Origin of the sequence: Thioalkalivibrio sp. ALJ15 (genome assembly GCF_000383695.1) — a bacterium.
Lineage (GTDB): Bacteria > Pseudomonadota > Gammaproteobacteria > Ectothiorhodospirales > Ectothiorhodospiraceae > Thioalkalivibrio.
Map to the genome: position 1 here is coordinate 309,469 of NZ_KB912056.1, position 22,743 is coordinate 332,211.

The window sequence follows — 22,743 nt, forward strand, 5'->3', positions numbered from 1 at the left end:
CCAAAGTTCGCTGAATCGATGATGAACAGATCACCAAGGGTTCAAAATCGGGTGAATGACAACGGATGGACCTGAAGCCAGCGCCGTATCAATGGCACACTATTGCCCTTCATTGCAACGACACCCCGGAACGAACATGCGTTCATGCAAGGCCCAGTGGCTCCTGATTGCGGTCGTGGTCGTGCTCGGCACGATGCAGATGCTCGCCTCCTGCGGACAGAAGGGTGATCTCTACCTGCCCGATGACGACGAAACCGAGGAGCGCCGCTGAATGGACTACTTCGACTACCACGGCAACACGCTGCATGCCGAAGGCGTGGCGCTGGACCACCTCGCCCAGCTGGTGGGTACGCCCGCCTACGTGTATTCGCGCGCCACCCTTGAGCGCCACTACCGCGCGTTCAGCGAGGCCCTGATCGGCACGCCGCACCAGGTCTGCTTCGCGGTGAAGGCGAACTCCGCGCTGGGGGTGCTGAACGTGCTCGCGCGCCTGGGCGCCGGCTTCGACATCGTCTCCGGCGGCGAACTGGAACGTGTACTGCGCGCCGGCGGCGACCCGGCGAAGGTCGTGTTCTCGGGCGTCGGCAAGACCGCGGCCGAGATGCGCCGGGCACTGAAGGTCGGCATCCATTGCTTCAACGTCGAATCCGCCCCGGAGCTGGAGCGGCTGGAGTCCATTGCGGCCGAGATGGGCGTGACCGCGCCGGTCTCGATCCGCGTGAACCCGGACGTCGACGCCGAGACCCATCCCTATATCGCCACCGGCCTGCGTGAGAACAAGTTCGGCGTTGCCATCGAGGAGGCGCCGGCGCTGTATGCCCGGGTACGCGACAGCCAGCACCTGGAGGCCACCGGCGTCGATTTCCACATCGGCTCGCAGCTGACCCGGATCGACCCGTTCACCGATGCCCTGAAACGCGTGCTGACGCTGGTCGACCAGCTGGCCGCAGACGGCATCGAACTCGAACACATCGATGTCGGCGGCGGACTGGGCGTGCGCTACCGCGACGAGACGCCGCCGGAGCCGGACGCCTGGGCCAGCGCCCTGCGCGAGGTAATGGGCGAGCGCCCGCTGAAGGTTCTGCTCGAACCGGGGCGCGCGATCGCGGCCAACGCCGGCGTGTTCCTGACCCGGGTGGAGTACCTCAAGCACACCGAGGCCCACGACTTCGCGATCGTCGACGGGGCGATGAACGACCTGCTACGCCCGGCCCTGTACGGCGCCTGGCAGGAGATCATCCCGGTCGTGCAGCGCAAGGACTCCGAGCCCCGCACCTACGACATCGTCGGCCCGGTCTGCGAGACCGGCGACTTCCTCGGCCGCGAGCGCGAACTGACGCTGGCCGCAGGCGACGTGCTCGCCGTGCGCTCGGCCGGGGCCTACGGCTATGTGATGGCGGGCAACTACAACTCGCGCCCGCGCCCTCCGGAAATCATGGTCGACGGCGACCATTTCCAGATCATCAACCGACGCGAGCAGGTCGATCACCTGATGATGCGCGAGAGCATGCTGCCCCAAGACCCAGAAGACACGGACCCGGACGATGACGATCCGCCCGGAAGCGTGGACCCATGATCCCGCGCCGCCCCGAACCGGAGCTTATGCTGGAGCCTGCGCAGGCCCGCGCCTATGCCGAGGCCGACTTCGCCGCGCCGCACGAGGGCTTCGTGGACGCCTTCGCCGAGGCCTTCCCCGGCCCGGTCAGCGGACCCGTGCTCGACCTCGGCTGCGGGCCGGGCGATGTCTCGCTGCGCTTCGCCGCACGCTATCCGGCCTGCGAGGTCGACGGGCTCGACGGCGCGCCCGCGATGCTGGCCGCCGGTGACGCGCTGATGGCCGGCCACCCGGCCGCGCCGCGCGTGCATCTGACCGAGGGCTGCCTGCCCGAAGCGCGCGGCCCGCGCGCCCCGTACGCCGCGATCATCAGCAATTCCCTGCTGCATCACCTGCATGAGCCCGCGGTGCTTTGGCAGGCCATCGTGCGCGATGGCGCGCCCGGCGCGGCCGTGTTCGTGATGGACCTGCGGCGCCCGGACTCGGAGCAAACGCTCAAGGCCCTGGTCGCGCAGTACGCGGCCAACGACCCGGACGTGCTGCGCCGCGACTTCGAACACTCCCTGCATGCCGCCTTCACACCCGACGAGGTGCGCGCGCAGCTGGCCGATGCCGGACTCGACGGCTTCACCGTCCGCGCCACCTCGGACCGGCACATGGTCATCTTCGGGCAGCTGCCGGAGGCCACCTGATGCGCCTGGAATTCACCAAGATGCACGGGCTGGGCAACGACTTCGTGGTCATCGACGGCACGCGCCAGACCGTCCGGCTCGACGAGGCGACGCTGCGCCATCTGGCGGATCGCCACTTCGGCATCGGCTGCGACCAGATCCTGCTGGTGGAGCCCCCGGGCGACCCGACGCAGGCCCTGTTCCGCTACCGCATCTTCAACGCCGATGGCTCCGAGGTGGAGCAGTGCGGCAACGGTGCGCGCTGCTTCGCCCGCTTCGTGCGGGAGCAGGGCCTGACCGAGGCCCGCGAGATCCCGGTCGAGACCCTGGGCGGACGCATCGTGCTGCATGTCGAGGACGACGAGCGCGTGCGGGTCAACATGGGGCGGCCGGTGTTCACGCCCGAACAGATCCCGCTGGTCGCCGAACACGAGGCCGACGCCTACACCCTGGACGTGCAGGGCCATGCGCTCACGCTGGGCGCGGTGTCCATGGGCAACCCGCATGCCGTGCTGCTGGTCGACGACGTCGCGAGCGCACCCGTGGCCGAGGTCGGGCCACTGATCGAGCGGCACGAGTGCTTCCCGCGTCGCGTGAATGTCGGCTTTGCCGCGCTGCGCGACCGCGGCCATGTGAACCTGCGGGTCTTCGAGCGCGGGGTCGGCGAGACGCTGGCCTGTGGCAGCGGCGCGGCCGCCGCGATGGCCATTCTGCGCCGCCGCAACCTGGTCGACGACGAGGTTGAAGTCTCGCTGCCGGGCGGTACCCTTGTGCTAAGCTGGAACGCACAGGCCGAGGCCCCGGTTTGGCTAACCGGACCGGCCACCACGGTTTTCAACGGCTGGATCGATCTATGACTGGGCAATCCTCCAACGCCTCTGCTGCAAACACCCCCAAGCCGCAGGCGACGGACGACAAGAACAACAAAACGCTTACTGCGGCCGACGTCGAGGCCTATCTGCGCGATCACCCGGATTTCTTCCAGGACCACCTGCCGCTGCTGGACATCCTGCGCCTGCCACACCCGGCCGGCGGGGCGGTGTCGCTGCTGGAGCGCCAGGTCGCCCTGCTGCGCGAGAAACACCGCGCGATGGAGCAGCACATGGGCGAGCTGGTCGAACGCGCCCGCGACAACGAGCGCATGGGCCAGCACCTGCACGAACTGGCCAAAACCCTGATGCGCGCCGAAAACCTGGATGCCGTACTGGCGCTGACCCAGGACGCCCTGCGCAACGAGCTGGGTGCCGAGCGCGTCAGCATCCGCCTGGCCGACCGCGAGGTGGACGACCTGCACGCCCTGGAGTCCGGCGAGCTGAGCACGTTCGATCCGCTGTTCGCGCGCGGCAAGGCCCAGTGCGGCCGTGTGCCGGGCGAGATGCTGGACGTACTGTTCGATTCGGCCGACGACATCGGTTCCGCGATCCTGATGCCACTGGGTGACGAGTCCGACCGCATCGGGGTGCTGGGCCTGGCCAGCGACTCTCCGGACCGTTTCCAGCCCGACATGGGCATCTATTTCGTCACCCATATCGGCGACCTGCTGGCCGAATCGATCCGCTGCCATGTCGAGCGGACCCACGCCGCCGCCTGAGGCGGCGACTGATTCCAGCCCGCCGCAGGATGCGGATATCGCGGCCTTTCTCGGGCATTTAAGCGATGTTCGCGGCCATTCACCGCATACCGTCAACGCCTACCGGCGCGACCTGAACCGCCTGCGCGGCCTGCACACGGGCCCGTGGGCCGATCTCCGGGCCGCGGACATGCGCCGCATCGCCGGGCAGCTCGCCCGCCAGGGCCGCCACCCGCGCTCCATCCAGCGCTTTCTGTCCGCCGCGCGCGGCTTCTTCGCCTTTCAGGTCGAACACCGCCGCATGCCAGCCAACCCTGCCGCCGGCCTGCGCGGACCGCGCGCGGGGCGCGCCCTGCCACGCAATCTCGACGTCGACCAGACCCAGCAGGCCCTGACCCCGGCCGAGGACCTCGATCCGACCCTGGCCGCCCGCGACCAGGCCATGCTGGAGCTGCTGTACTCCTCCGGGCTGCGCCTGTCCGAGCTGACCGGGCTGGACCTGACGGATCTCGACCTCGATACCGGGCTGGTGCGGGTACTCGGCAAGGGCCGGCGCGAGCGCAGCGTCCCGGTGGGGCGGGTCGCGCGTGATGCGATCCGCAGCTGGCTTGAGCGCCGTGGGGACTGGGCCGCGCCCGGCGAACGTGCCCTGTTCGTGACCCGCCGCGGCGCCCGCATCGGCAACCGCGCAGTCCAGCGCCGCGTGGCCGAGGCCGGCCGGCGCGCCGGGCTGGACGTGCGCCTGCATCCGCACCGGCTGCGCCATGCCTTCGCCAGTCACCTGCTGGAATCGAGTGGCGATTTGCGAGCCATTCAGGAACTTCTTGGTCACGCCAACCTTGAAACCACCCAGATCTATACCCATCTCGACTATCAGCACCTGGCACAGGTGTATGATGCCGCCCACCCGCGTGCCCGGAGAGACCGTTCGCCAGGCAAACGCTGAATCCAGCTTTCTCCGGGCGGGGAACCAACAGCAACGACCGGGACCCAACCGCTTCCGGACCGCAAAAACCTCGGACGTCGGCACAACCTGACCCCCTCGTGCCTGCGAGCAGCCCCTGGCGGTCTCGCAATGCAGCAAGGCGGGCGGCCGGCCCCGACCGCAGCACAAAGGAGAGCGCCCGTGGAACAGTTTCGCGGCACCACCATCGTCTGCGTCCGCAAGGACGGCGCCGTCACCCTCGGAGGCGACGGCCAGGTATCGCTTGGCAACACCGTGATGAAGGGCAACGCGCGCAAGGTGCGCCGCGTCTACCACGACCGCATCCTGGCCGGCTTTGCCGGCGGGACGGCCGATGCCTTCACCCTGTTCGAGCGCTTCGAGGGCATGCTGGAGAAACACTCCGGCAACCTCACCCGCTCCGCGGTCGAGCTGGCCAAGGACTGGCGAACCGACCGCGCCCTGCGCCGGCTGGAGGCCCTGCTGGCCGTGTCCGACCGCGAGAACTCCTTCGTGATCTCCGGCAACGGCGACGTAATCGAACCGGAAAACGCGCTGATCGCGATCGGCTCCGGCGGCCCCTATGCCCAGGCCTCCGCCCAGGCCCTGCTGCAGAACACCGACCTGTCGGCCCGCGACATCGTGGAGAAGTCGCTGAACATCGCCGCCGACATCTGCGTGTACACCAATCACAACCTCACGCTGGAGAGCCTGGACGCGGAATAACGCGCCCGGCCCCGCACGAACGATTCGACCAAGGCCCCTTTTGCCATGACCGACATGACCCCCCGCGAGATCGTCCAGGAACTGGACCGTTACATCATCGGCCAGGACGAGGCCAAGCGCTCCGTCGCCATTGCCCTGCGCAACCGCTGGCGCCGCCGCCAGCTCCCCCCGGAGCTGCAGCCGGAGGTCACCCCCAAGAACATCCTGATGATCGGCCCGACCGGCGTCGGCAAGACCGAGATCGCCCGACGCCTGGCCAAGCTCGCCCGCGCGCCGTTCATCAAGATCGAGGCGACCAAGTTCACCGAGGTCGGTTATGTCGGCCGCGATGTCGAATCGATCATCCGTGACCTCGCCGAGGCCGCGGTCAAGCAGCTGCGCGACGAGGCCATCAAGGAAAACCGCGTCAAGGCCGAAGACGCGGCGGAGGAGCGCATCCTCGATGCCCTGCTACCGCGCCCGCGCAACGCCGGCTTCACCGAATCCGCGCAAGACGACTCCAACAGCGACACCCGCCAGAAACTGCGCAAGCGCCTGCGCGAGGGCGGCCTGGACGAGCGCGAGATCGACATCGAGGTGCAGCAGAACCCGCACGGCGTAGAGATCATGACCCCGCCGGGCATGGAGGAGATGGCCAGCCAGCTGCAGTCGATGTTCCAGAACATTGGCGGCCAGAAGACCCGATCGCGCCGGCTGCAGATCGCCGAGGCACGCAAGCTGCTGATCGAAGAAGAGGCCGCGCGCCTGATCAACGAAGAAGAGCTGAAGCTGCAGGCGATCGACCGCGTCGAACAAAGCGGCATCGTCTTTCTCGACGAGATCGACAAGGTCGCCAAGGGCAGCGACAAGGGCAGCAGCGGCGAGGTCTCGCGCGAGGGCGTGCAGCGCGACCTGCTGCCGCTGATCGAGGGCACCACCGTCTCCACCAAGCTGGGCATGGTACGCACCGACCACATCCTGTTCATCGCCTCCGGCGCCTTCCACCTGTCCAAGCCGTCCGACCTCGTGCCGGAGCTGCAGGGCCGACTCCCGATCCGCGTCGAACTGGGCCCGCTGTCGGTGGACGCCTTCGTGCGCATCCTGACCGAACCCACCGCCTCGCTGACCGAGCAGTACACCGAGTTGATGAAGACCGAAGGCGTGGAATTGCGCTTCGAGGAAGACGGCGTGCGCCGCCTCGCCGAGATCGCCCATGACGTGAACGCGCGCACCGAGAACATCGGCGCCCGCCGCCTGCACACCGTGCTGGAACGCCTGCTGCAGGACGTCGCCTACCGCGCCCCGGACGTCGACGGCGCCGTCGTAGTCGACCGCAGCTTCGTCGACGAACGCCTCGGCGACCTGGTCGAAAACGAAGACCTCTCCCGCTACATCCTCTGAAGCCCGGCCCTGCCACGCGCGACTCCGCCCCCCCCGCCCTCGACCGAGGTCGCGACGCGGAGTAACCCGGCTTCAATCCGCGCCAGGGCCTCGAGCTGAGGCCCTCACACACGGACCAGCTGCATGAGTGACTCGAAACGGTAGACGGCCGAACGCCGGCCGGCAGCCTCACGTACCGGTTGCAGAAGGCCTTCTTCAAGTAGCACGCGGGTGAACCGAGCCGCCGTTTGCCGGGGAATCCCGGCGCTTCGCGTGAAGTGACTGTTGCGAAAGACCGGCCAGGTGAACAGATAGTCCAGGGCGAGGACGGAATACCGCGAGCCGAGCACCTCGGCAAAACGCACCTTCATCGCCTCGTAGTGATCACGGATGGAACGGGCCACGTCCGTGTTGCTTCGGGCCTGTGCGCGCACGGCGTCCAAGAAGAAACAGCACCAGCCCTCCCAGTTGCCATTGGCCGAAATCTCCCTCAGCCGGGCCACGTACTCATCCTTGTGCTCTTCGAAATAACGACTGACATAGAAATGTGGTGCGGATATGGCGCCCCCGTGCCACAGCATTAGTGGGATCAGCATCCGCCCTACTCGGCCGTTCCCATCCTTGAACGGATGGAGGGCTTCGAACTCCGCATGCGCCACAGCGGTACGAAGCAACAAGGGCACGTCTTCGGAGGCCATGAACTCGAACAGTGCCTGGATGCCATCGAGGAGCTGTTCCGGCGTAGCGGGGACAAAGCTTGCTTCCCGGCTGCCGCGTTCGCCGACATAATTCTGCTCCGTCTTGTATTCACCGGGCGATTTGTCAGCCCCCCGCCCAAATGAGAGCAGTTGCTGGTGAATGCTCCGGAGCAGACCTTCAGAGAGAGGATATCCCTCTTCGAGCTGCGCCTGTGCCACGTTGAGGGCTCGTCGATAGAGAGCGGTTTCCACGACGTCCGAGCGGTACAGAGCGGTAGCGCCGGTGTCGTCCTCGCCCTGCTGTGCTTCCAGCTCCAGGATCTCGTCCAACGTGCTGATGGTTCCTTCCATTCGCGAGGAAATCACCGCCTCCTGACTACGCAACGGGGTCAGGAAAATTTCGCTGTTGTGGATGTTCTGCAGGGTCTGGTCGTAGCGCGCCAGCGCATCGGTTGCAGCCAGCAACGGCGACATGAGCCGGCTGAAGTCGACGTTATGTGGCGGGAACCCGCCCGTGTGGTATCGCACGGCGCGAGTGCAGTCGATATTCATCCTGCAAGCCTAATTTGTAGTTAATGTTTAAAGAATTGTTATCACCAAAGGCCCTTGGCGTCAACGAATTGGCCCAAAAAGCACTTGTATCCAAGAAACCCCCTTCAGATTGACAGCAAGGGAGTTTGCAAACGTTCCGTTAACATCAACCCAGGTTGTTTCCCATTCGCCCGGAACTACGGGTAACAAGCAGCGCTGGCCTCAGCGCTCGCTCAGGCTTTCGCGTGCAGCGCGCAGCAGCGGCGCCAGGAAATACTCGATGATCCGGCGGTAGCCGGTCTTGATCTCGACGGTGGCCATCATCCCCGGGGCGATGCGGACATCCTCGCCATGAACGTCCACGGTGTCCTTTTCCAGACGCACACGCACCACGAACACGAGGCCCTGGTGTTCATCCTGTACCGCGTCCTGCGATACGTCCGTGACCACGCCATCGATCGTGCCGTAGCGGGTGTAGGGGAAGGTCTGCAGTTTCACCTCGGCCTCCTGGCCGGCCCGCACGAACCCGATGTCCTTGTTGGGCAGGGTAGCCTCGACTTCCACCGCGCCATCCTCGGGGACCACAACCATGAGCGGACTGGCGGGCTCCACGACACCACCCACCGTATGCACGGCCAGTTGTTCCACGGTTCCATCCACGGGGGCGCGCAAGCGCGTCAGGTCATCCAGACGCCGGGCCTTGATCAGTTCCTGGCGCAGGGATTCGGCATCCGATCGTGCCCGGTGCAGGGTGTCCAGCGCCTCGCGACGACTCTCCGCCTGCAAGGCCGTTCGCTGCTTCCGAACCTCATGCAGTGCCGCTTCGGCTTCGGCAAGACGGGCCCGCTGGGCGGCTAGCTGGTGCGTCGTCTCAATGTAGTTCTGTTCCAGCTCCAGTTGCTCGTGCGCGGCGGCCATGCCCTGGTCCGACAACTGCCGCAGATCCTCGCTGCGGCGCCGGATAATCGGGATGGTGGTTTCCAGGCTGATCACCATCGCGCGCGTGGCTTCCATCTCCTGTTCGCGGCGTGCGGTTTCCGCATTGAGTTGCTGGATGCGCGCCCGGTAGTGATGGACATGCCCGACCAGCACGCGCTCCTCAATCTGCCGGGCGTCTTCCGGGACGGGGTAGTTGGTGTTCAGGAGCGGGATGCCCGCGTCGGTCTCGAGGGCCTCCAGAAAGGCTTCCGACCGGGCGGCCGCCAGACGCGCGGACCGATATTCCACACCCAGGCGTTCCAGATCGGCGCCGGGCAGGGTCGGGTCCAATTCGACAAGAATTTCTCCCGCCTGCACGCGCTGCCCGTCACGAACGTGGATGGCATGCACGCTGGCGGTTTCGGTCGCCTGAATGGTCTGGGTGCGGCCATCAGGCACCACGCGGCCCTCCGCGACCGCAACGATGTCCATCTGCCCGAGCGTGGCCCAGATCACCGTGAGTACGGCCAGCAGCACGATTACACCCATGATCACCCGCGGTAGCGGGTGGATCGGCGTTTCCTGCAGCGACATCGCCGCGGGCAGGAACTCCTGCTCGTAGGGCTGTCGCCGGGGCGGATCCATTTCCCGGCGACGGGCCCACGCACGCGCGAACACCCGCCGGTAGCGGCCGCCAATGTCACCCCAGGCCTGACGCAGCATACCCATGGGTCACCTCACTCGCGCTGCAGACGCAGCAGGCCGGCATAGATCCCGCCCGGCCGCTGGGCCAGTTCGTCGTGCGAGCCCGATTCGACAATCTGCCCATGATCCATCGCGATGATGCGGTCGGCCCTGCGGACGGCGCTCAGGCGGTGGGCAATGATGATGACCGTCCGCCCGCGGGCGATCCGCTCCATGTTCTGCTGGATGACCCGTTCCGATTCGTAGTCCAGTGCGCTGGTGGCCTCGTCGAAGATCAAAATGCGCGGGTCATTCATCAGCGCACGGGCTATCGCGATACGCTGGCGCTGCCCGCCGGAGAGGCTCGAGCCGTGCTCGCCAACCGTTGTGTCGTATCCCTCGGGTGTTTCCAGAATGAAGTCATGTGCGCCTGCCAGCCGGGCGGCGGTCATCACCTGCTCCAGCGGGGCGCCGGGGCTGGCCAGGGCGATGTTCTCGCGAATACTGCGATTGAACAGCATGTTCTCCTGTTGCACGACCCCGATCTGCCGGCGTAGCGAACTGATCTCGGCGACCGCGAGATCGGTGCCATCGACCAGAACACGCCCGCGCTCCGGGACATACATGCGGGCAATCAGCTTCGCCAGCGTGCTCTTGCCGGAACCCGAGCGGCCGACCACTCCAATCACCTGGCCAGGGGGAATCTCCAGACTCACACCACGCAGGACCTCGGGCCCGTCGGGGCGATAGCGGAAATGCACCTGGTCGAACTCGATCCTTCCCTCCAGCCGCGGCAGGCTGCTGCGGTTGGCAAAGGAGGACTCCGTGGGCGCATTGAGGATGTCGCCCAGACGCTGCATGGAAATCCCGACCTGCTGGAAGTCCGTCCACATATTGGCCAGGCGCATGATCGGCTGGGCGACCCGAGCGGCCAGCATGTTGAAGGCAATGAGCTGACCAACGGTCAGATCCCCCTCGATCACCAGACGCGCACCCAGCCACAGCGTGCCCACGGTCACCAGTTTGCCCACCAGCGAGATCAGCTCGCGCGCGATGGTCGACAGACGGGTGGTGCGAAGCCCGGCGGATACATAGCCGGAAAGCTGTTCATCCCACTTCTTGGTGGTCTGCGGCTCCACCGCCATCGACTTGAGCGTGTCGATGCCGTTGATGCTCTCGACCAGAAAGGCCTGGTTCTCCGCCCCGCGGTTGAACTTCTCGTGCAGGCGCGCCCGCAGCGGCGGCGTGATCAGCACGGAGATCAGCACGTACAGCGGCAACGAGGCGAGGACGATCAGTGTCAGCCAGCCGCTGTAAAACAGCATGACCGCGATGAAGACCACGGAGAAGAAGAGATCGAGCAATAACGTGAGCGCGTTGCCCGTCAGGAATTCGCGGATGTTCTCCAGCTCCCGCACGCGCGCCACCGAATCGCCCACACGCCGCGATTCGAAATACCCCATGGGGAGGTTGATCAGGTGCCGGAACAGACTGGCCCCGAGCTCGACGTCGATGCGGCTGGCCGTGTGCGCCAGCACATAGCTACGCAGGCCGGACAGCACCACTTCGAACACCATGACCGCCAGCAACCCGATGGCCAAGACGTCCAGCGTGGTCAGGCTGCGGTGCACCAGCACCTTGTCCATCACCACCTGGAAGAACAGGGGTGTGACCAGCGCGAAGATCTGCAGGAAGAACGAGGCCAGCAGCACCTCGCCCAGCAGCTTTCGGTGCTTGACCAGCGCGGGCACAAACCAGGTGAAGTCGAACTTGCCAAGCTCGGCCGTCAGCGAGGCCCGCGAGGTGAACAGGATCAGATCCCCCGTCCACAGTTCTTCCAGCGCCTCGCGCGTGATGCGTTCGGCGCGCCCACGACCGGGGTGCTGGACCAGAACGTCCTGTTCCCCGGCGCGCGCCAGCACAAAGAAGCGCCCGTCCACGGCCTGCGCGATCGCGGGCAGCGGCGTACGATCGAGGCGCGAAAGCGTGGTCCGCACCCGCTTGGCCTTCAGGCCCAGGTGCCGGGCACCGCGCAGGATGTGGTCGCCATCGAACGGCTGCCCATCCGGCGCGAACTCGTGGCGCAGCTGTGCCGGGTTGGCGGCCACGCCATGATACTGCGCCAGCATCGCGAGCGCGGTCAGTCCCGTGTCGATGGCCCCGTTCTCGCTGTGCGAGTCCGGGGCCGCCTTCCCTGGCGAATCCATGCTGCCTCACTGTTATGCCAACGGCATCCTGCCGCTGGCATGCAAAAAGCGGCGGCCCCGTGTCGCGGGCCGCCGGATGTCCTGTGTAGAAAGTGGGGCCGGCGCGTAAGCGCCACCCCCCCACGAAGGGCTACTCGATCACTGCCATGCGGATGCGACGACAGGCTGTAGCTGCTCCCGGTACGCCTCGGGGATACGGCTCTCGTCGGCCCCCGGCGGATCGAATGCCGCCATGGCCTGCACCAGGTTGTTCACCTCTGATGCCGTCAGGACCTCGCCACTCGAAAGCTCGACCTGATCCAGGGTCTCGCCCTGCGGCCCGAACCAGGAGTCGACCGTGATGCGATCCTCCGTGCCGATCACCTCCACGGACAGGTCGCGCCCATCCTGTCGGAACCAGAGTTGGTCCGTCGCGATATCCTCGCCCAGGAGCAGCGTGTCCTCGCCCGGGTCGCGGGCGCGCTCCACGATGCGGTCGTGGCCATCGCCGCGTTCGAAGAAGTAGGTATCGCTGCCGGCGCCCCCGTACAGGACATTGTTGCCGCGACCGCCGTGGATGAAGTTGTCGCCGCCTTCACCGCGCAGCACGTTATCGCCGTCATTGCCGATCAGGACGTTGTCGAGCTCGTTGCCCCAACCGCGATAATCGCCATCCCCGGTCAGCGTGAGATTCTCGACATGATCGGGCAGGCGGAAGTTGGTCTCCGCCTTTACGGTATCGGTGCCTCCATTCTCCTGGGCGATCACCTTGGTGCCCGGATTGCTCACCACATAGGTGTTGTCTCCGTCACCGCCATACAGGAAGTTGGCGGAGCGCCCGCCCCCGATCAGCACGTTGTTGCCGCTCACGCCATAGAGGTGACTGGGGCGCTCGGTTCCGATGATGATGTTGTCCTCGTCATTACCACGCCCCACCCGGGCGTCTCCGACCAGCGTCAGGTTCTCCACGTTGTCCGGCAGGGTGTAGTCGAACGGGCTGATCACCGTGTCGGTGCCCTGGTTCGGCTTCTCGATGACCACGTCCTCCTCGCTGTTGAGGATGTAGGTATTGTCACCGCGGCCGCCGGCCATCACGTTCGCGCCGGCCACACCGTTGAGCACGTTGTCGCCATTGTTGCCCTGGATGTAGTTGTCCAGCTCATTGCCGCTGCCGTCGATGTCGGCCGAACCGGTGAGGATCAGGTCCTCGACGTTGTCGGGCAGGGCATAGGTGACCGAGGAGCGGATGGTATCGTGGCCCTCGCCGGGCTGCTCGATCACCACGTCGTCCTCGCTGTTGACCACGTAGATGTCGTCGCCCGCGCCCCCGATCATGATGTTGGCACCGGCGCGGCCATCGATGTAGTTGTCGCCCTCCACGCCGTTCAGCACGTTGTCGCCGGTGTTGCCGATGATCACGTTGTCGAGTTCGTTGCCCGTACCATCGAGATCCTCGCCGCCCATCAGCGTCAGGTTGTCCACGTTCTCTGGCAGGGCATAGTCGATGTAGGAGTGGACGGTGTCGTTCCCCTCGCCGTGCTTTTCGATCACCACATCCTCATCGCTGCGTACCACGTAGGTATCGTCGCCCGCGCCACCGATCATGATGTTGGCGCCGCCACGACCGTCGATGTAGTTGTTGCCCTCGACCCCGTTCAGGACGTTGTCGCCGGTGTTGCCGATGAGTTCGTTGTTCAGCTCGTTGCCGGTCCCGTGAAGATCCTCGCTGCCCTGCAGGTGCAGGTTCTCCACGTTATCCGGCAGGACGTAGTCGATATGCGACTCGACCGTGTCGTTGCCTTCGCCGGGCTCTTCGATCACCACGTCATCGGCGCTGTGCACCACGTAGGTGTTGTTGCCGCGGCCCCCGATCATGGTGTTGGCCCCCGCCACCCCGTCGAGCCGGTTGTTGCCGGAGTTGCCGATCAGAACGTTATCCAGCTCGTTGCCGGTGGCACTGATCCCGCTGCGGCCCAACAGCGTCAGGTTGTGCAGGTTGTCGGACAGGGTGAACGACGCATGCGACTGCACCGTGTTGGTCCCATCGCCCGATTCCGCGATCACCTGATCATCCCGGTGCCGCACCACGAACAGGTTGTCGCCCTCGCCACCCACCAGGACGTCGGCATCCCGGCCGCCGTGCAGCCAGTTGTCGCCGGTCCCGCCGGTCAGGATGTTCTCGCCCTCGTTGCCGACCAGGATGGCGTTCTCCTCCCCGCCGGTCAGCTCGTCACCCTCGGTCGAGCCGAGCTGCAACGCGGACAGATCGAAGCTATGACCATCGGCGAAACGAAGGGTGTTGATCCGGTGGCGCTCGGAATCGGCGCTACCAAACCAGTTTTCGATGGTGACACTGTCGCGGCCGTTGCTGTGCGCCAGCACCAGCGAACTGCCCTCCGCACGGATGTCCAGATCGCCGGCGCGGATCTCCGGGCCGAACTCCAGCACGCTATGACCCTCGGCGCCATGCATTTCGATGATGGTGTTATGACCCTGGCCCACATCGAAGCGGTAGGTGTTGTTACCAGAGCCGCCGTAGAGGATGTCGTCGCCCGAGCCCGCCTGCAGCACGTCGTCGCCATCACCGCCCAGCACCCAGTCGCCACCGGAGCCGGCGGTAAGCTCCGCCCCGTCGTTGCTCGCGAACACAATTTCGGACGCGGCCGTGCCTTCGCCGTCGGTGCGCACCCCGTCCCAGCCGAAGTCGGCCAGGGCCTCCAGCACGGCCGGGTCATCACCGGCCTGTGCGAGCCAGTCGCGCAGCAGGCCATGGCTGTCGAAGCCCATGGGTGAGAGCTGTTCGCCGGTGGCACGCTGCAGTTCCAGAAGATCCGCCACGCCACGGGCCGGGTCGGCATCGAACTGCTGGTTCAGGGCCTCCGTGGTGCCCGCGAAGTCGATACGGATGCCGTCTTCATCGAAGACCAGGTCCATCCCTTCCAGATAGGGCGCCAGGTGGGTCTGGCGCATCATCTGTGCATACATGGTGGTCTGCAGGATGTCGAAGGCCGCACGCAGCTCCCCCGAGGCCATGACCCTCGGGTTTGGACTCCCGTGCTGACGGAACTCCCGCCCCAGGAAGGCCTCCAGTGTGGCGACCTTGCGCCCGTCGATATGGGATCCCCGGCCCTCCGGGTCCACGTCACTGACGCCCGCCCACTCGTACAGCAGGCTCTCCATGCGGGCTTCGCGCGCCTTCACGTCGGTTTCGGCCATAAAGGCCTCAACCTCCCCGCGCAACTGTCCGCTCTCGTCCCGCACCAGCGCCTGATGCAGGTCATGCACCTCGCCATAGCCCATCAGGTCGGGCAGGATGGCGATGGCCTCCGGAATGTCCAGGCGCTCGCGCGCCTCGGTGATGGCCGTATCCTGGATGAACCACACGTCCGTCGCCTCGCCTTCGCGGCCGTCGGCCCACTCGAACCGCCCGATCTGACGGTGCTCGTTGCCGTGCTCGTCCACGTAGGTGGAGTTGGTGTAACCGAGGTCGATGGAGCCGATGCCGACTTCGTCGAGGGTCAGCAGCTCGCCCTCGTCGACCACACCGTTACCGTTCGCGTCCTGCCACAGGCGCAGGTCACCCCAGGCCTCGTCGCCCGGGTCGATGCGGCCGTTGCCATTGGTGTCGTGGATCGCCAGCGCCTCGAAGCCATTCATGGCCGTCACGCCTTCCTCAATCTCGCTGGCGTTACCGAACAGCTCGCTGCCGGTCTCGATCTCCTCGTTCCCGGTCAGGTCCATCGCTAGCAGCGCATCCTCCGGCCCCACCCAGCCGGTCGCCTGCGCAAATCCGTCCCCGTTATGGTCGAACTGCACCCCGGCATCCAGACCCACCGTAGAGATGCCGTTGCCATCTAGATCCAGGATGATGGGGGAGGCGTGGGACTCTCCGCGGTTGAATTTATCGATGATCTCTTCGATTGTTCCGTCGTCAAATCCGTCCCTCCAACCTTTCTCCCATATGCCGATCAACCCACCCTCTTCCCCAAGACGCCGGGAAAATTCGCCCTTCTCGTCACCCCCGATATGCTTCTTAAGGTTTTCCTTTGCCCAGTCATACAATTTAGCGTCCCCGGCGATCTGGTTATACAAAATCCCCGTTAGAGAGGCCGCCCCAGCCCCAACCACTGAATACTTACTTAGCGCTCCGAACGCCAACCCAGACGCGCCCGTAACGGCGATACCAGCGGAACTATTAGCGACCCTATTCATGTCACCATCCCGAGCCGCCACGAAAAACTCTAGGACAAGCAATGGATACGTTCTAACCAAGCCGTGGAGTCGATCAAAAACCCTTAGCTGGCCAGACCTTTGATTATCATTTTCAACATTAAGATTATTGTCCGACCAATGAATCAGATCTCGTATCCCGGACATCCAAGTATCAATCGCCCCCCGGACAATCGAAATCGCCTGCTCGGGCGAGCCAACACCATCCGAACCACCATCTTCCGTGTCGTCAGGTGTAGCGGTAATTGGGTCTAGGACGAGCACCTCTTCCGCATTCTCGCCATCCCGAAGGATAATCGGATCATCCGATGAACCGATTACCCCTTCGGCTTCCGGATCCGACGGGTCAAGCAGACGCAGCTGATGTTCCGATTCTGGCTGATGATTCAGATCGCTTTCCATGTCACTCATCACAACCTCCTTGTATTAGTGAATATGCGGAATCAAGGGGCTCGGGCAGCCCTTAAGAGCCTGGGGATCTCCGGAATCAGGGCAAGGTGAACCCCAATGAAAGAACCACAAAACAATGCCAATGGAACCCACGCGGCCAAAATTCCCAAACGAGCCTCAAAAAAAACACCATAATGCCTGTACGACCTGTCATTAGGACCCATAACTGGATCTGGGTCAGAAGAAAAAACAACGAAATAGACCGCGTAGTAGACAATTGGAAGCGCGAAGAGGATAACCCCCTGCCTAAAGGCCCCCTCTTGGAGAAAATTTACCGCCATCCCCAGAATCGATCCACGGCGATTACAGCAAGCCACCAGCGCAGCAGTTGCGACCACCAAAAAGAAAAACACCACGAATACGTACGGCATCTGTTCGCGAAGCCCGTAGGAGCTGGTGGTAAAACCACGCGCAGCGGGAACATGCTCCCATAGCCAACCCGCTGGAGTGGCCAGCCAGAATGGAGGCGCTGCCGGGTCCATGTGATAAAGGATGTAGACGAGGATCCCTTCCGCTAGCAACGCGAGCGAAGCCATAGCGATCAGGGCGTTTCGCCAGCGTCGGGCCTCAGCCTCAGTTGGTCCCGGATATTTTGACAGGGCGTCGATAAGGGATTGTCGAATACTCATGTGCGAACCCCGACGGGAAGAAGGATCAGCCACACCATGGCAACGCCTCGTGGAAACCTCATTGGGAGAGTTCGCCTAGCCGACGGAGGCCAACCCAGCCACGGCTCGAGCCATGTGGAAAGGCAACGCCCCGGCCATGTCGGCGGGCGCTTCGGCATAAACCAAGCACTGCGGGTAGGACGCTGATCCGCTGCGAGGTCATGCCTAGTCCCTGGCCATGAGTAAGATTTTTACGTGCTCCGCCCCTCAGACAGCCCGTTAAGGTTGCCGGCAGATGCCAGCGGAAGATCCTAGTGGCCCTTGTGGTTCTGATGCGCACAGGATAGGCCACCGCCTTTTCGCAAAATTGGCTCATTGGGGAAGCTCCAAGGCTTGACCGTCGGCAAGACGCACGGCGTGCAGGCTGTGGCGCTTGGGGTGGATGGAGCCAAACCAGTTCTGGATGCGGATGCTGTCCTCGCCGTTGCGGTGGGCGAGGACCAGTTCGTGGCCTTCCACCTGGATATCGAGGTCTTCGGCGCGGATGCCCGGAGCCACTTCGATGACGCTACGGCCGCGGTCTCCGTACATCTCGATCAGGGTGTTGTGGCCGCTGCCGACGCCGAACCGGTAGGTATTGTTGCCGGCTCCGCCGTACAGGAGGTCATCACCGGGACCGGGGTGCAGGGTGTCGTCGCCATACCCGCCGAGCAGCCAGTCCCCACCGGGTCCGGCCTTCAGCGTTGCGCCACCCTCATGCGCCACCACAATCTCGCGCGCCGCCGTGCCCTGCCCGTCGATGCGCACCGCGTCCCAGCCCAGCGCCATTAACGCGCTCTGTAGAGTTGGGTCGCTCCCCGCCTCGAGCAGCCAGTCGCGCATCAGGCGGTAGGGGTCGAAGCCCATCGCCCGCAGGCGCTCGCCGCCAGCCCGTTCAAACTCGAACAGGTCGGTCAGCCCCCGGGCCAAGTCGCGCTCGAAGGTTTCCTGCAAGTTGCTTGTTGTGTCCGAGAAGTCGAAACCGAGACCGGATGCGTTCACGCGAAAGGCGATCGCATCGAAATAGGGTGCCAGGTGCGTCTGCCGCATGAGCTGGCTGTACATCTCGGTTTTCAGGATGTCGAAGGCCTTGTGCAGCTCAGCCGCACCGCCGGGACGCGGATTCGGGCTGCCCTGCTGGCGGAAATCCCGCTCCAGAAAGGCCTCCAGAGTGGCCAGCTTGCGGCCATCGATGTTGGGCCCGCGGCCTTCCGGGTCGACGTCGGCGGCGCCGGCCCACTCGAACAGCAAGCCCTTCATGCGTGCACGACGAGCCTGCACGTCGAGCTCGTCTCGAAAGGCGTCGAGGTGTTCGCGCAAACGCCCGTTCTCGTCATGCTCCAGGGCTTTGCGAAGATCCGGCACGCGACCATAGCCCCGGAGATCCGGCTCGGCTCCGGCGGACTCCAGAAGGTCCCGACCAGAATGATCGCTAAAGGACGACGAATCCAGCTGCCGTTGAGAATCCCCGGATGCAGGATCCGGCGAGCCGTCACTCGAGGACCGCCCCATCGAGAATGAGCGGCCCGTGGCTGCGGAGTATCCTCGCTCAAACCCGTCGGCAAACTCGACCGCAAACTGGTTCATGCCGTTGCGAACATCGGGCATGTACGCGTACCCGGCACCCAGTCCGGCCAGTACCAGCAATACGGTAACCAGGGCCGGCTTCATGCGATCGCCTTCCGGGTGACCCGGGCAGTAGCAGCCCAGTTCACGTGCGCAGGGGTCGATTGCGAGGGGCACCGGCCGAAGCTGCAGGACCAAGAAGCTTCAGGTCGGTCGGATATGAAACACCCGAATACAACACGAGGGCCTGCCCATGGAATGCTGGCGAGGCCTCCGTAGCCGGACTCTTGTCGAAGTGTGGACGCGCCAATCCGTGGCGAAGTCATGGATATTCCCTTTCCATGAATATGGTTGCGGAGCCTGAAGAGATGCCGGCCGGGTGTCAAGGCAGCCGCGCGTAACCCGCCGTTCCGTCAGGCCTGCGGTGCGCGGGGAGATGCCACGCTGGCCGGCAGGGCTGGTATCCTCGCAGTCCTTTGACGATGGCCGCCTTGGGCGGTTGCGCAAGATCTTTCCGGGCTCGCCCCGACCGAGGATTCTGGAGGCCGCATGAGCAGTAAGCACCGACCCACCGATATCCAGTTGCATCAGAAGTCGCGCATCCTGGAGCTGACCTACTCCGATGGCTCGCATTTCGAGCTGCCCTGCGAGTTTCTGCGCGTGTACTCGCCCTCCGCCGAGGTGCGCGGGCACGGGCCGGGCCAGGAGGTGCTGCAGGTGGACAAGGAGGATGTGAACATCACCGGCATCGAGCCGGTCGGTAACTATGCAGTGAAGCTGGAGTTCTCCGACGGCCACGACACCGGCATCTACGACTGGGATTACCTGCACAAGCTCGGCACGGAGCAGGAAAGTCTGTGGCAGGATTACCTGGATCGGCTGAAAGAGGCCGGCCACGAGCGCAAGACGCACTGACAATGAAAGAAGAACCCGGCAAGACCCACTTCGGCTACCAGAGCGTCCCCGAGTCCGAAAAGGCCTCACGGGTCGGCGAGGTCTTCCACTCGGTCGCCTCGCGCTACGACGTGATGAACGACCTGATGTCGATGGGCGTCCATCGCATCTGGAAGCGCTACACGCTGGAGCGCACCGGCGTGCGCCCGGGCATGAAGATCCTGGACCTGGCCGGGGGTACCGGGGACCTGGCCGGGGCCTTTGCCCCACGCGTCGGGCCGAAGGGGCAGATCGTGGTCTGCGACATCAACGCCTCGATGCTGGAGGCCGGGCGCGACCGCATGCTGGACGAGGGCCACGTGGGCAACCTCGACTTCGTGCAGGCGGACGCGGAACAGCTCCCCTATCCGGATGACTACTTCGACCGCGTGACCATCGCCTTCGGCCTGCGCAACGTGACCCGCAAGGAACGCGCGCTGGCCGAGATGCGCCGGGTGATCAAGCCCGGCGGGCGCGTGCTGGTGCTGGAGTTCTCGCAGCCGATGGCACCGCTGCGCCCGATCTACGATATCTATTCGTTCAAGATGCTGCCGCTGATGGGCAAGCTGGTCGCCAACGATGCCGACAGCTACCGCTACCTGGCGGAGTCCATCCGCATGCACCCGGATCAGGAGACCCTGGCCGGCATGATGCGCGACGCCGGTCTGGAGCGCGTCGAGTACGACAACCTGACCGGCGGAATCGTCGCCCTGCATCGCGGCACAAAACTCCAGTAGCCCATGGCCGAACCCTTCGCCCTGCCCAGTCCATTCACGGCCCTGATCGAGGCTGCGCTGAACGAGCACCTGGCGAGCGCGCCGGAGAAGGAGCGCGCCCGCCTGGCCGGGCGCGCAATCGCCATCGTGATCGAGCCTCCGGGGCTGGCCTTTTCACTGGTCGGGGCCGCAGATCGCCTGCAGGTCATCGGCGGTGTCGAGGGACCGGTGGATGTTCAACTGGCAGGCTCGCCGCTGTCGCTGGCCGGGGCGCTGGGGCGCGACGACCGCTCCGGGCTGACCATCACCGGTGAGGCCACCGTGCTCTCCGATCTGCAGCATGCGCTGCGCGACTCCGGGGTCGACTGGGAGGGGCTGTTCGAGCGCTTTGCCGGCGTCGGGGCCGCTGGGCCGCTGCGCCACCTGCTCGATCAGGCTCGTGGCAGTCTGCGTCACCTCGGCCGCCGCTCCGCCGAGGACACGGCCGACTATCTGCGTGACGAGCTCGAGTGGCTGCCAGCAGGCGGGGCCTTCGAGGCCTTTGCCGAGGACGTCTCCGACCTGCGCGACGGCGTCGCGCGACTGGATGCACGCCTGCACCGGCTGGAGGCCGGGGCCGCCTCCGATACCGACAACCGGCAGGCCTGATGCGCCGCGCGCTGTACCGGGGGCTGCGGCTGTGGACCATCGCGCGGGTCCTGGTGCGCTATCGCCTCGATGTCATCCTGTTTACGCTGAAGCCGCTGCGCCCGCTTAGCTTCCTGCTCTATCTCGCACCCTGGAATTGGTTTCGCCGCACCGAAGGCACACGCGGCGAGCGCATCCGCCGCGCGCTGGAAGACCTGGGGCCGATCTTCATCAAATTCGGGCAGATGCTCTCCACCCGGCGCGACCTGCTGCCGGACGACATCGCCATCGAACTGTCACGGCTGCAGGACCGGGTCCCGCCGTTCCCGAGCGACCAGGCGCGCGCACTGATCGAGTCCGAACTTGAGCGTCCGATCGAGATTGCCTTTGCCACGTTCGAGGACACCCCGATCGCCTCGGCCTCCATCGCCCAGGTGCACGCAGCCACGCTCCAGGACGGGCGCGAGGTGGTGGTCAAGGTCGTGCGCCCCGGCATCTTCAAGACCATCCGCGCGGATCTCGAGGTGATGCACCTTATCGCGGACCTGGCCGATCGCTACTGGTCCGAGGCCAAGCGCCTGCGCCCGCGCGAGGTGGTGGACGAATACGAAAAGACCGTCACCGACGAATTGGACCTGATCCGCGAGGGCGCCAACGCCGCCGCGATCCACCGCAACTTTGAGGACAGCCACCTGCTGTACATCCCGGAGATCATCTGGGACTACACGCGCCGCAGCGTGCTGGTGATGGAGCGCATCGGCGGCATCCCGGTGGCGGATATCGCGGCACTGCGTGAACGCAACGTGGACCTGAGGCTGCTGGCCGAACGCGGAGTGGAGATCTTCTTCACGCAAGTGTTCCAGCACAACTTCTTCCACGCCGACATGCACCCGGGCAACATCTTTGTGGACGCCACCCACCCGGACAACCCGACTTATCTGGCGGTGGACTTCGGCATCGTCGGCTCGCTGCTCGACTCCGACCAGCGCTACCTGGCAGAGAATTTCCACGCCTTCTTCAACCGCGACTACCGCCGCGTGGCCGAGTTGCACGTGGAATCCGGCTGGGTGCCGAAGGACACCCGCGTGGACGAGTTCGAGGCGGCGATCCGCACCGTCTGCGAGCCGATCTTCCAGCGCCCGCTGGAGGAGATCTCCTTCGGTCAGGTCCTCCTGCGCCTGTTCCAGACGGCCCGGCGCTTCAACATGGAGGTCCAGCCGCAGCTGGTGCTGCTGCAGAAGACCCTGCTGAACATCGAGGGTCTGGGCCGCCAGCTCTATCCGCAGCTGGACCTGTGGACAACCGCCAAGCCGTTCATCGAGGACTGGATGCACGAGCGCATGGGCGTGCGCGCATTCATCCGCAATGCACAGCAGCACCTGCCGCGCCTGCTCGCCCAGCTGCCCGAAATGCCCATGCACCTGGAAAAGGCCCTCACGGTGGAGGAACAGCGCGCCGAGCGCGACGCCGCCCTGCGCCAGCAGATCCGCGATCTTGAAGAGGGGCTGCGCCGCCAGAACCGCAGGCGGCACGAGGCCTGGGGAGGCGCGGGTCTGCTCGCCCTGGCGGGGCTGGCCACCCAGCTCGACGTGTCCACCTGGCTCGGACTGGCCTGGCCGTCCTGGCCGCTCGGCCTGGTCGGCGCCGCCATGCTGCTATTCGGGCTGCGCCCGGGCCCGTACCGCCGCCCCGTCGATCGCACCTGAACACCACAGGCAGCGTCGCCCGTTCAT

At 65.3% G+C, this 22,743-nt stretch carries 18 protein-coding genes; 12 read left to right on the forward strand and 6 right to left on the reverse strand.

Translation table 11 applies throughout. From position 1 onward, the window contains the following. Window positions 1-136 precede the first annotated feature (136 nt). The 8 genes from G015_RS13835 (at window position 137) to hslU (ending at window position 6,845) form a co-directional block, all read left to right on the forward strand. Complete coding sequence (locus tag G015_RS13835) at window positions 137-271, forward strand: lipoprotein (RefSeq protein ID WP_012981537.1); 135 nt, start codon at window positions 137-139, stop codon at window positions 269-271. Then, window positions 272-1,576: a diaminopimelate decarboxylase gene (gene lysA / locus G015_RS0101515; RefSeq protein WP_020146048.1), complete on the forward strand. Its 1,305-nt coding sequence runs from the start codon at window positions 272-274 to the stop codon at window positions 1,574-1,576. After that, window positions 1,573-2,247 (forward strand): trans-aconitate 2-methyltransferase, encoded by a 675-nt coding sequence (locus G015_RS0101520; protein ID WP_018994488.1) that lies wholly within the window; start codon window positions 1,573-1,575, stop codon window positions 2,245-2,247. The genes lysA and G015_RS0101520 overlap by 4 nt, the downstream gene beginning before the upstream one ends. Continuing rightward, on the forward strand, window positions 2,247-3,083 hold the full coding sequence (gene dapF, locus G015_RS0101525; protein ID WP_019592268.1) for a diaminopimelate epimerase: 837 nt from the start codon (window positions 2,247-2,249) through the stop codon (window positions 3,081-3,083). The genes G015_RS0101520 and dapF overlap by 1 nt, the downstream gene beginning before the upstream one ends. Beyond that, the gene (locus tag G015_RS0101530; RefSeq protein ID WP_018139856.1) at window positions 3,080-3,817 is read left to right on the forward strand and encodes a DUF484 family protein; all 738 of its coding nucleotides are present in this window, start codon (window positions 3,080-3,082) and stop codon (window positions 3,815-3,817) included. The genes dapF and G015_RS0101530 overlap by 4 nt, the downstream gene beginning before the upstream one ends. Further along, window positions 3,789-4,742: a tyrosine recombinase XerC gene (gene xerC, locus G015_RS0101535; protein WP_020146049.1), complete on the forward strand. Its 954-nt coding sequence runs from the start codon at window positions 3,789-3,791 to the stop codon at window positions 4,740-4,742. Before G015_RS0101530 ends, xerC begins: the two co-directional genes overlap by 29 nt. Window positions 4,743-4,922: 180 nt before the next feature. Then, complete coding sequence (gene hslV / locus G015_RS0101540) at window positions 4,923-5,465, forward strand: ATP-dependent protease subunit HslV (RefSeq protein WP_018139854.1); 543 nt, start codon at window positions 4,923-4,925, stop codon at window positions 5,463-5,465. 45 nt (window positions 5,466-5,510) lie between these two features. After that, window positions 5,511-6,845 carry an ATP-dependent protease ATPase subunit HslU gene (gene hslU / locus G015_RS0101545; RefSeq protein ID WP_018993399.1) on the forward strand — a complete coding sequence of 445 codons (1,335 nt, stop codon included), beginning with the start codon at window positions 5,511-5,513 and terminating at the stop codon, window positions 6,843-6,845. A 104-nt stretch (window positions 6,846-6,949) separates the two neighbouring features. On the opposite strand, the gene G015_RS0101550 is transcribed toward hslU, so the two are convergent. The 6 genes from G015_RS0101550 to G015_RS0101570 form a co-directional block, all read right to left on the reverse strand. Beyond that, window positions 6,950-8,074, reverse strand: coding sequence for a Fic family protein (locus tag G015_RS0101550; RefSeq protein ID WP_020146050.1), 1,125 nt, complete (start codon window positions 8,072-8,074; stop codon window positions 6,950-6,952). A gap of 201 nt (window positions 8,075-8,275) precedes the next feature. After that, entirely contained in the window at window positions 8,276-9,700 is a 1,425-nt protein-coding gene (locus tag G015_RS0101555) for an HlyD family type I secretion periplasmic adaptor subunit (protein WP_020146051.1), read from the reverse strand. 8 nt (window positions 9,701-9,708) lie between these two features. After that, the gene (locus G015_RS0101560) at window positions 9,709-11,862 is read right to left on the reverse strand and encodes a type I secretion system permease/ATPase (RefSeq protein ID WP_020146052.1); all 2,154 of its coding nucleotides are present in this window, start codon (window positions 11,860-11,862) and stop codon (window positions 9,709-9,711) included. Between the two features lie 138 nt (window positions 11,863-12,000). Further along, window positions 12,001-15,804: a calcium-binding protein gene (locus G015_RS0101565; RefSeq protein WP_369773930.1), complete on the reverse strand. Its 3,804-nt coding sequence runs from the start codon at window positions 15,802-15,804 to the stop codon at window positions 12,001-12,003. A gap of 710 nt (window positions 15,805-16,514) precedes the next feature. Then, complete coding sequence (locus G015_RS13840; protein ID WP_083925113.1) at window positions 16,515-17,150, reverse strand: hypothetical protein; 636 nt, start codon at window positions 17,148-17,150, stop codon at window positions 16,515-16,517. A 351-nt stretch (window positions 17,151-17,501) separates the two neighbouring features. Continuing rightward, window positions 17,502-18,839, reverse strand: coding sequence for a calcium-binding protein (locus G015_RS0101570; RefSeq protein WP_020146054.1), 1,338 nt, complete (start codon window positions 18,837-18,839; stop codon window positions 17,502-17,504). Window positions 18,840-19,283: 444 nt separating this feature from the next. On the opposite strand from G015_RS0101570, the gene G015_RS0101575 reads away from it, so the two are divergent. Genes G015_RS0101575 through ubiB form a run of 4 tightly spaced genes read left to right on the forward strand, consistent with a single transcriptional unit; the run spans window position 19,284 to window position 22,716 of the window. Further along, the gene (locus G015_RS0101575) at window positions 19,284-19,649 is read left to right on the forward strand and encodes a gamma-butyrobetaine hydroxylase-like domain-containing protein (protein WP_018139842.1); all 366 of its coding nucleotides are present in this window, start codon (window positions 19,284-19,286) and stop codon (window positions 19,647-19,649) included. Window positions 19,650-19,651: 2 nt separating this feature from the next. After that, window positions 19,652-20,404 carry a bifunctional demethylmenaquinone methyltransferase/2-methoxy-6-polyprenyl-1,4-benzoquinol methylase UbiE gene (ubiE, locus tag G015_RS0101580; protein ID WP_020146055.1) on the forward strand — a complete coding sequence of 251 codons (753 nt, stop codon included), beginning with the start codon at window positions 19,652-19,654 and terminating at the stop codon, window positions 20,402-20,404. 3 nt (window positions 20,405-20,407) lie between these two features. Further along, on the forward strand, window positions 20,408-21,031 hold the full coding sequence (locus G015_RS0101585; protein WP_020146056.1) for an SCP2 domain-containing protein: 624 nt from the start codon (window positions 20,408-20,410) through the stop codon (window positions 21,029-21,031). Further along, entirely contained in the window at window positions 21,031-22,716 is a 1,686-nt protein-coding gene (ubiB, locus tag G015_RS0101590) for a ubiquinone biosynthesis regulatory protein kinase UbiB (RefSeq protein WP_018139839.1), read from the forward strand. Before G015_RS0101585 ends, ubiB begins: the two co-directional genes overlap by 1 nt. Window positions 22,717-22,743 lie beyond the last annotated feature (27 nt).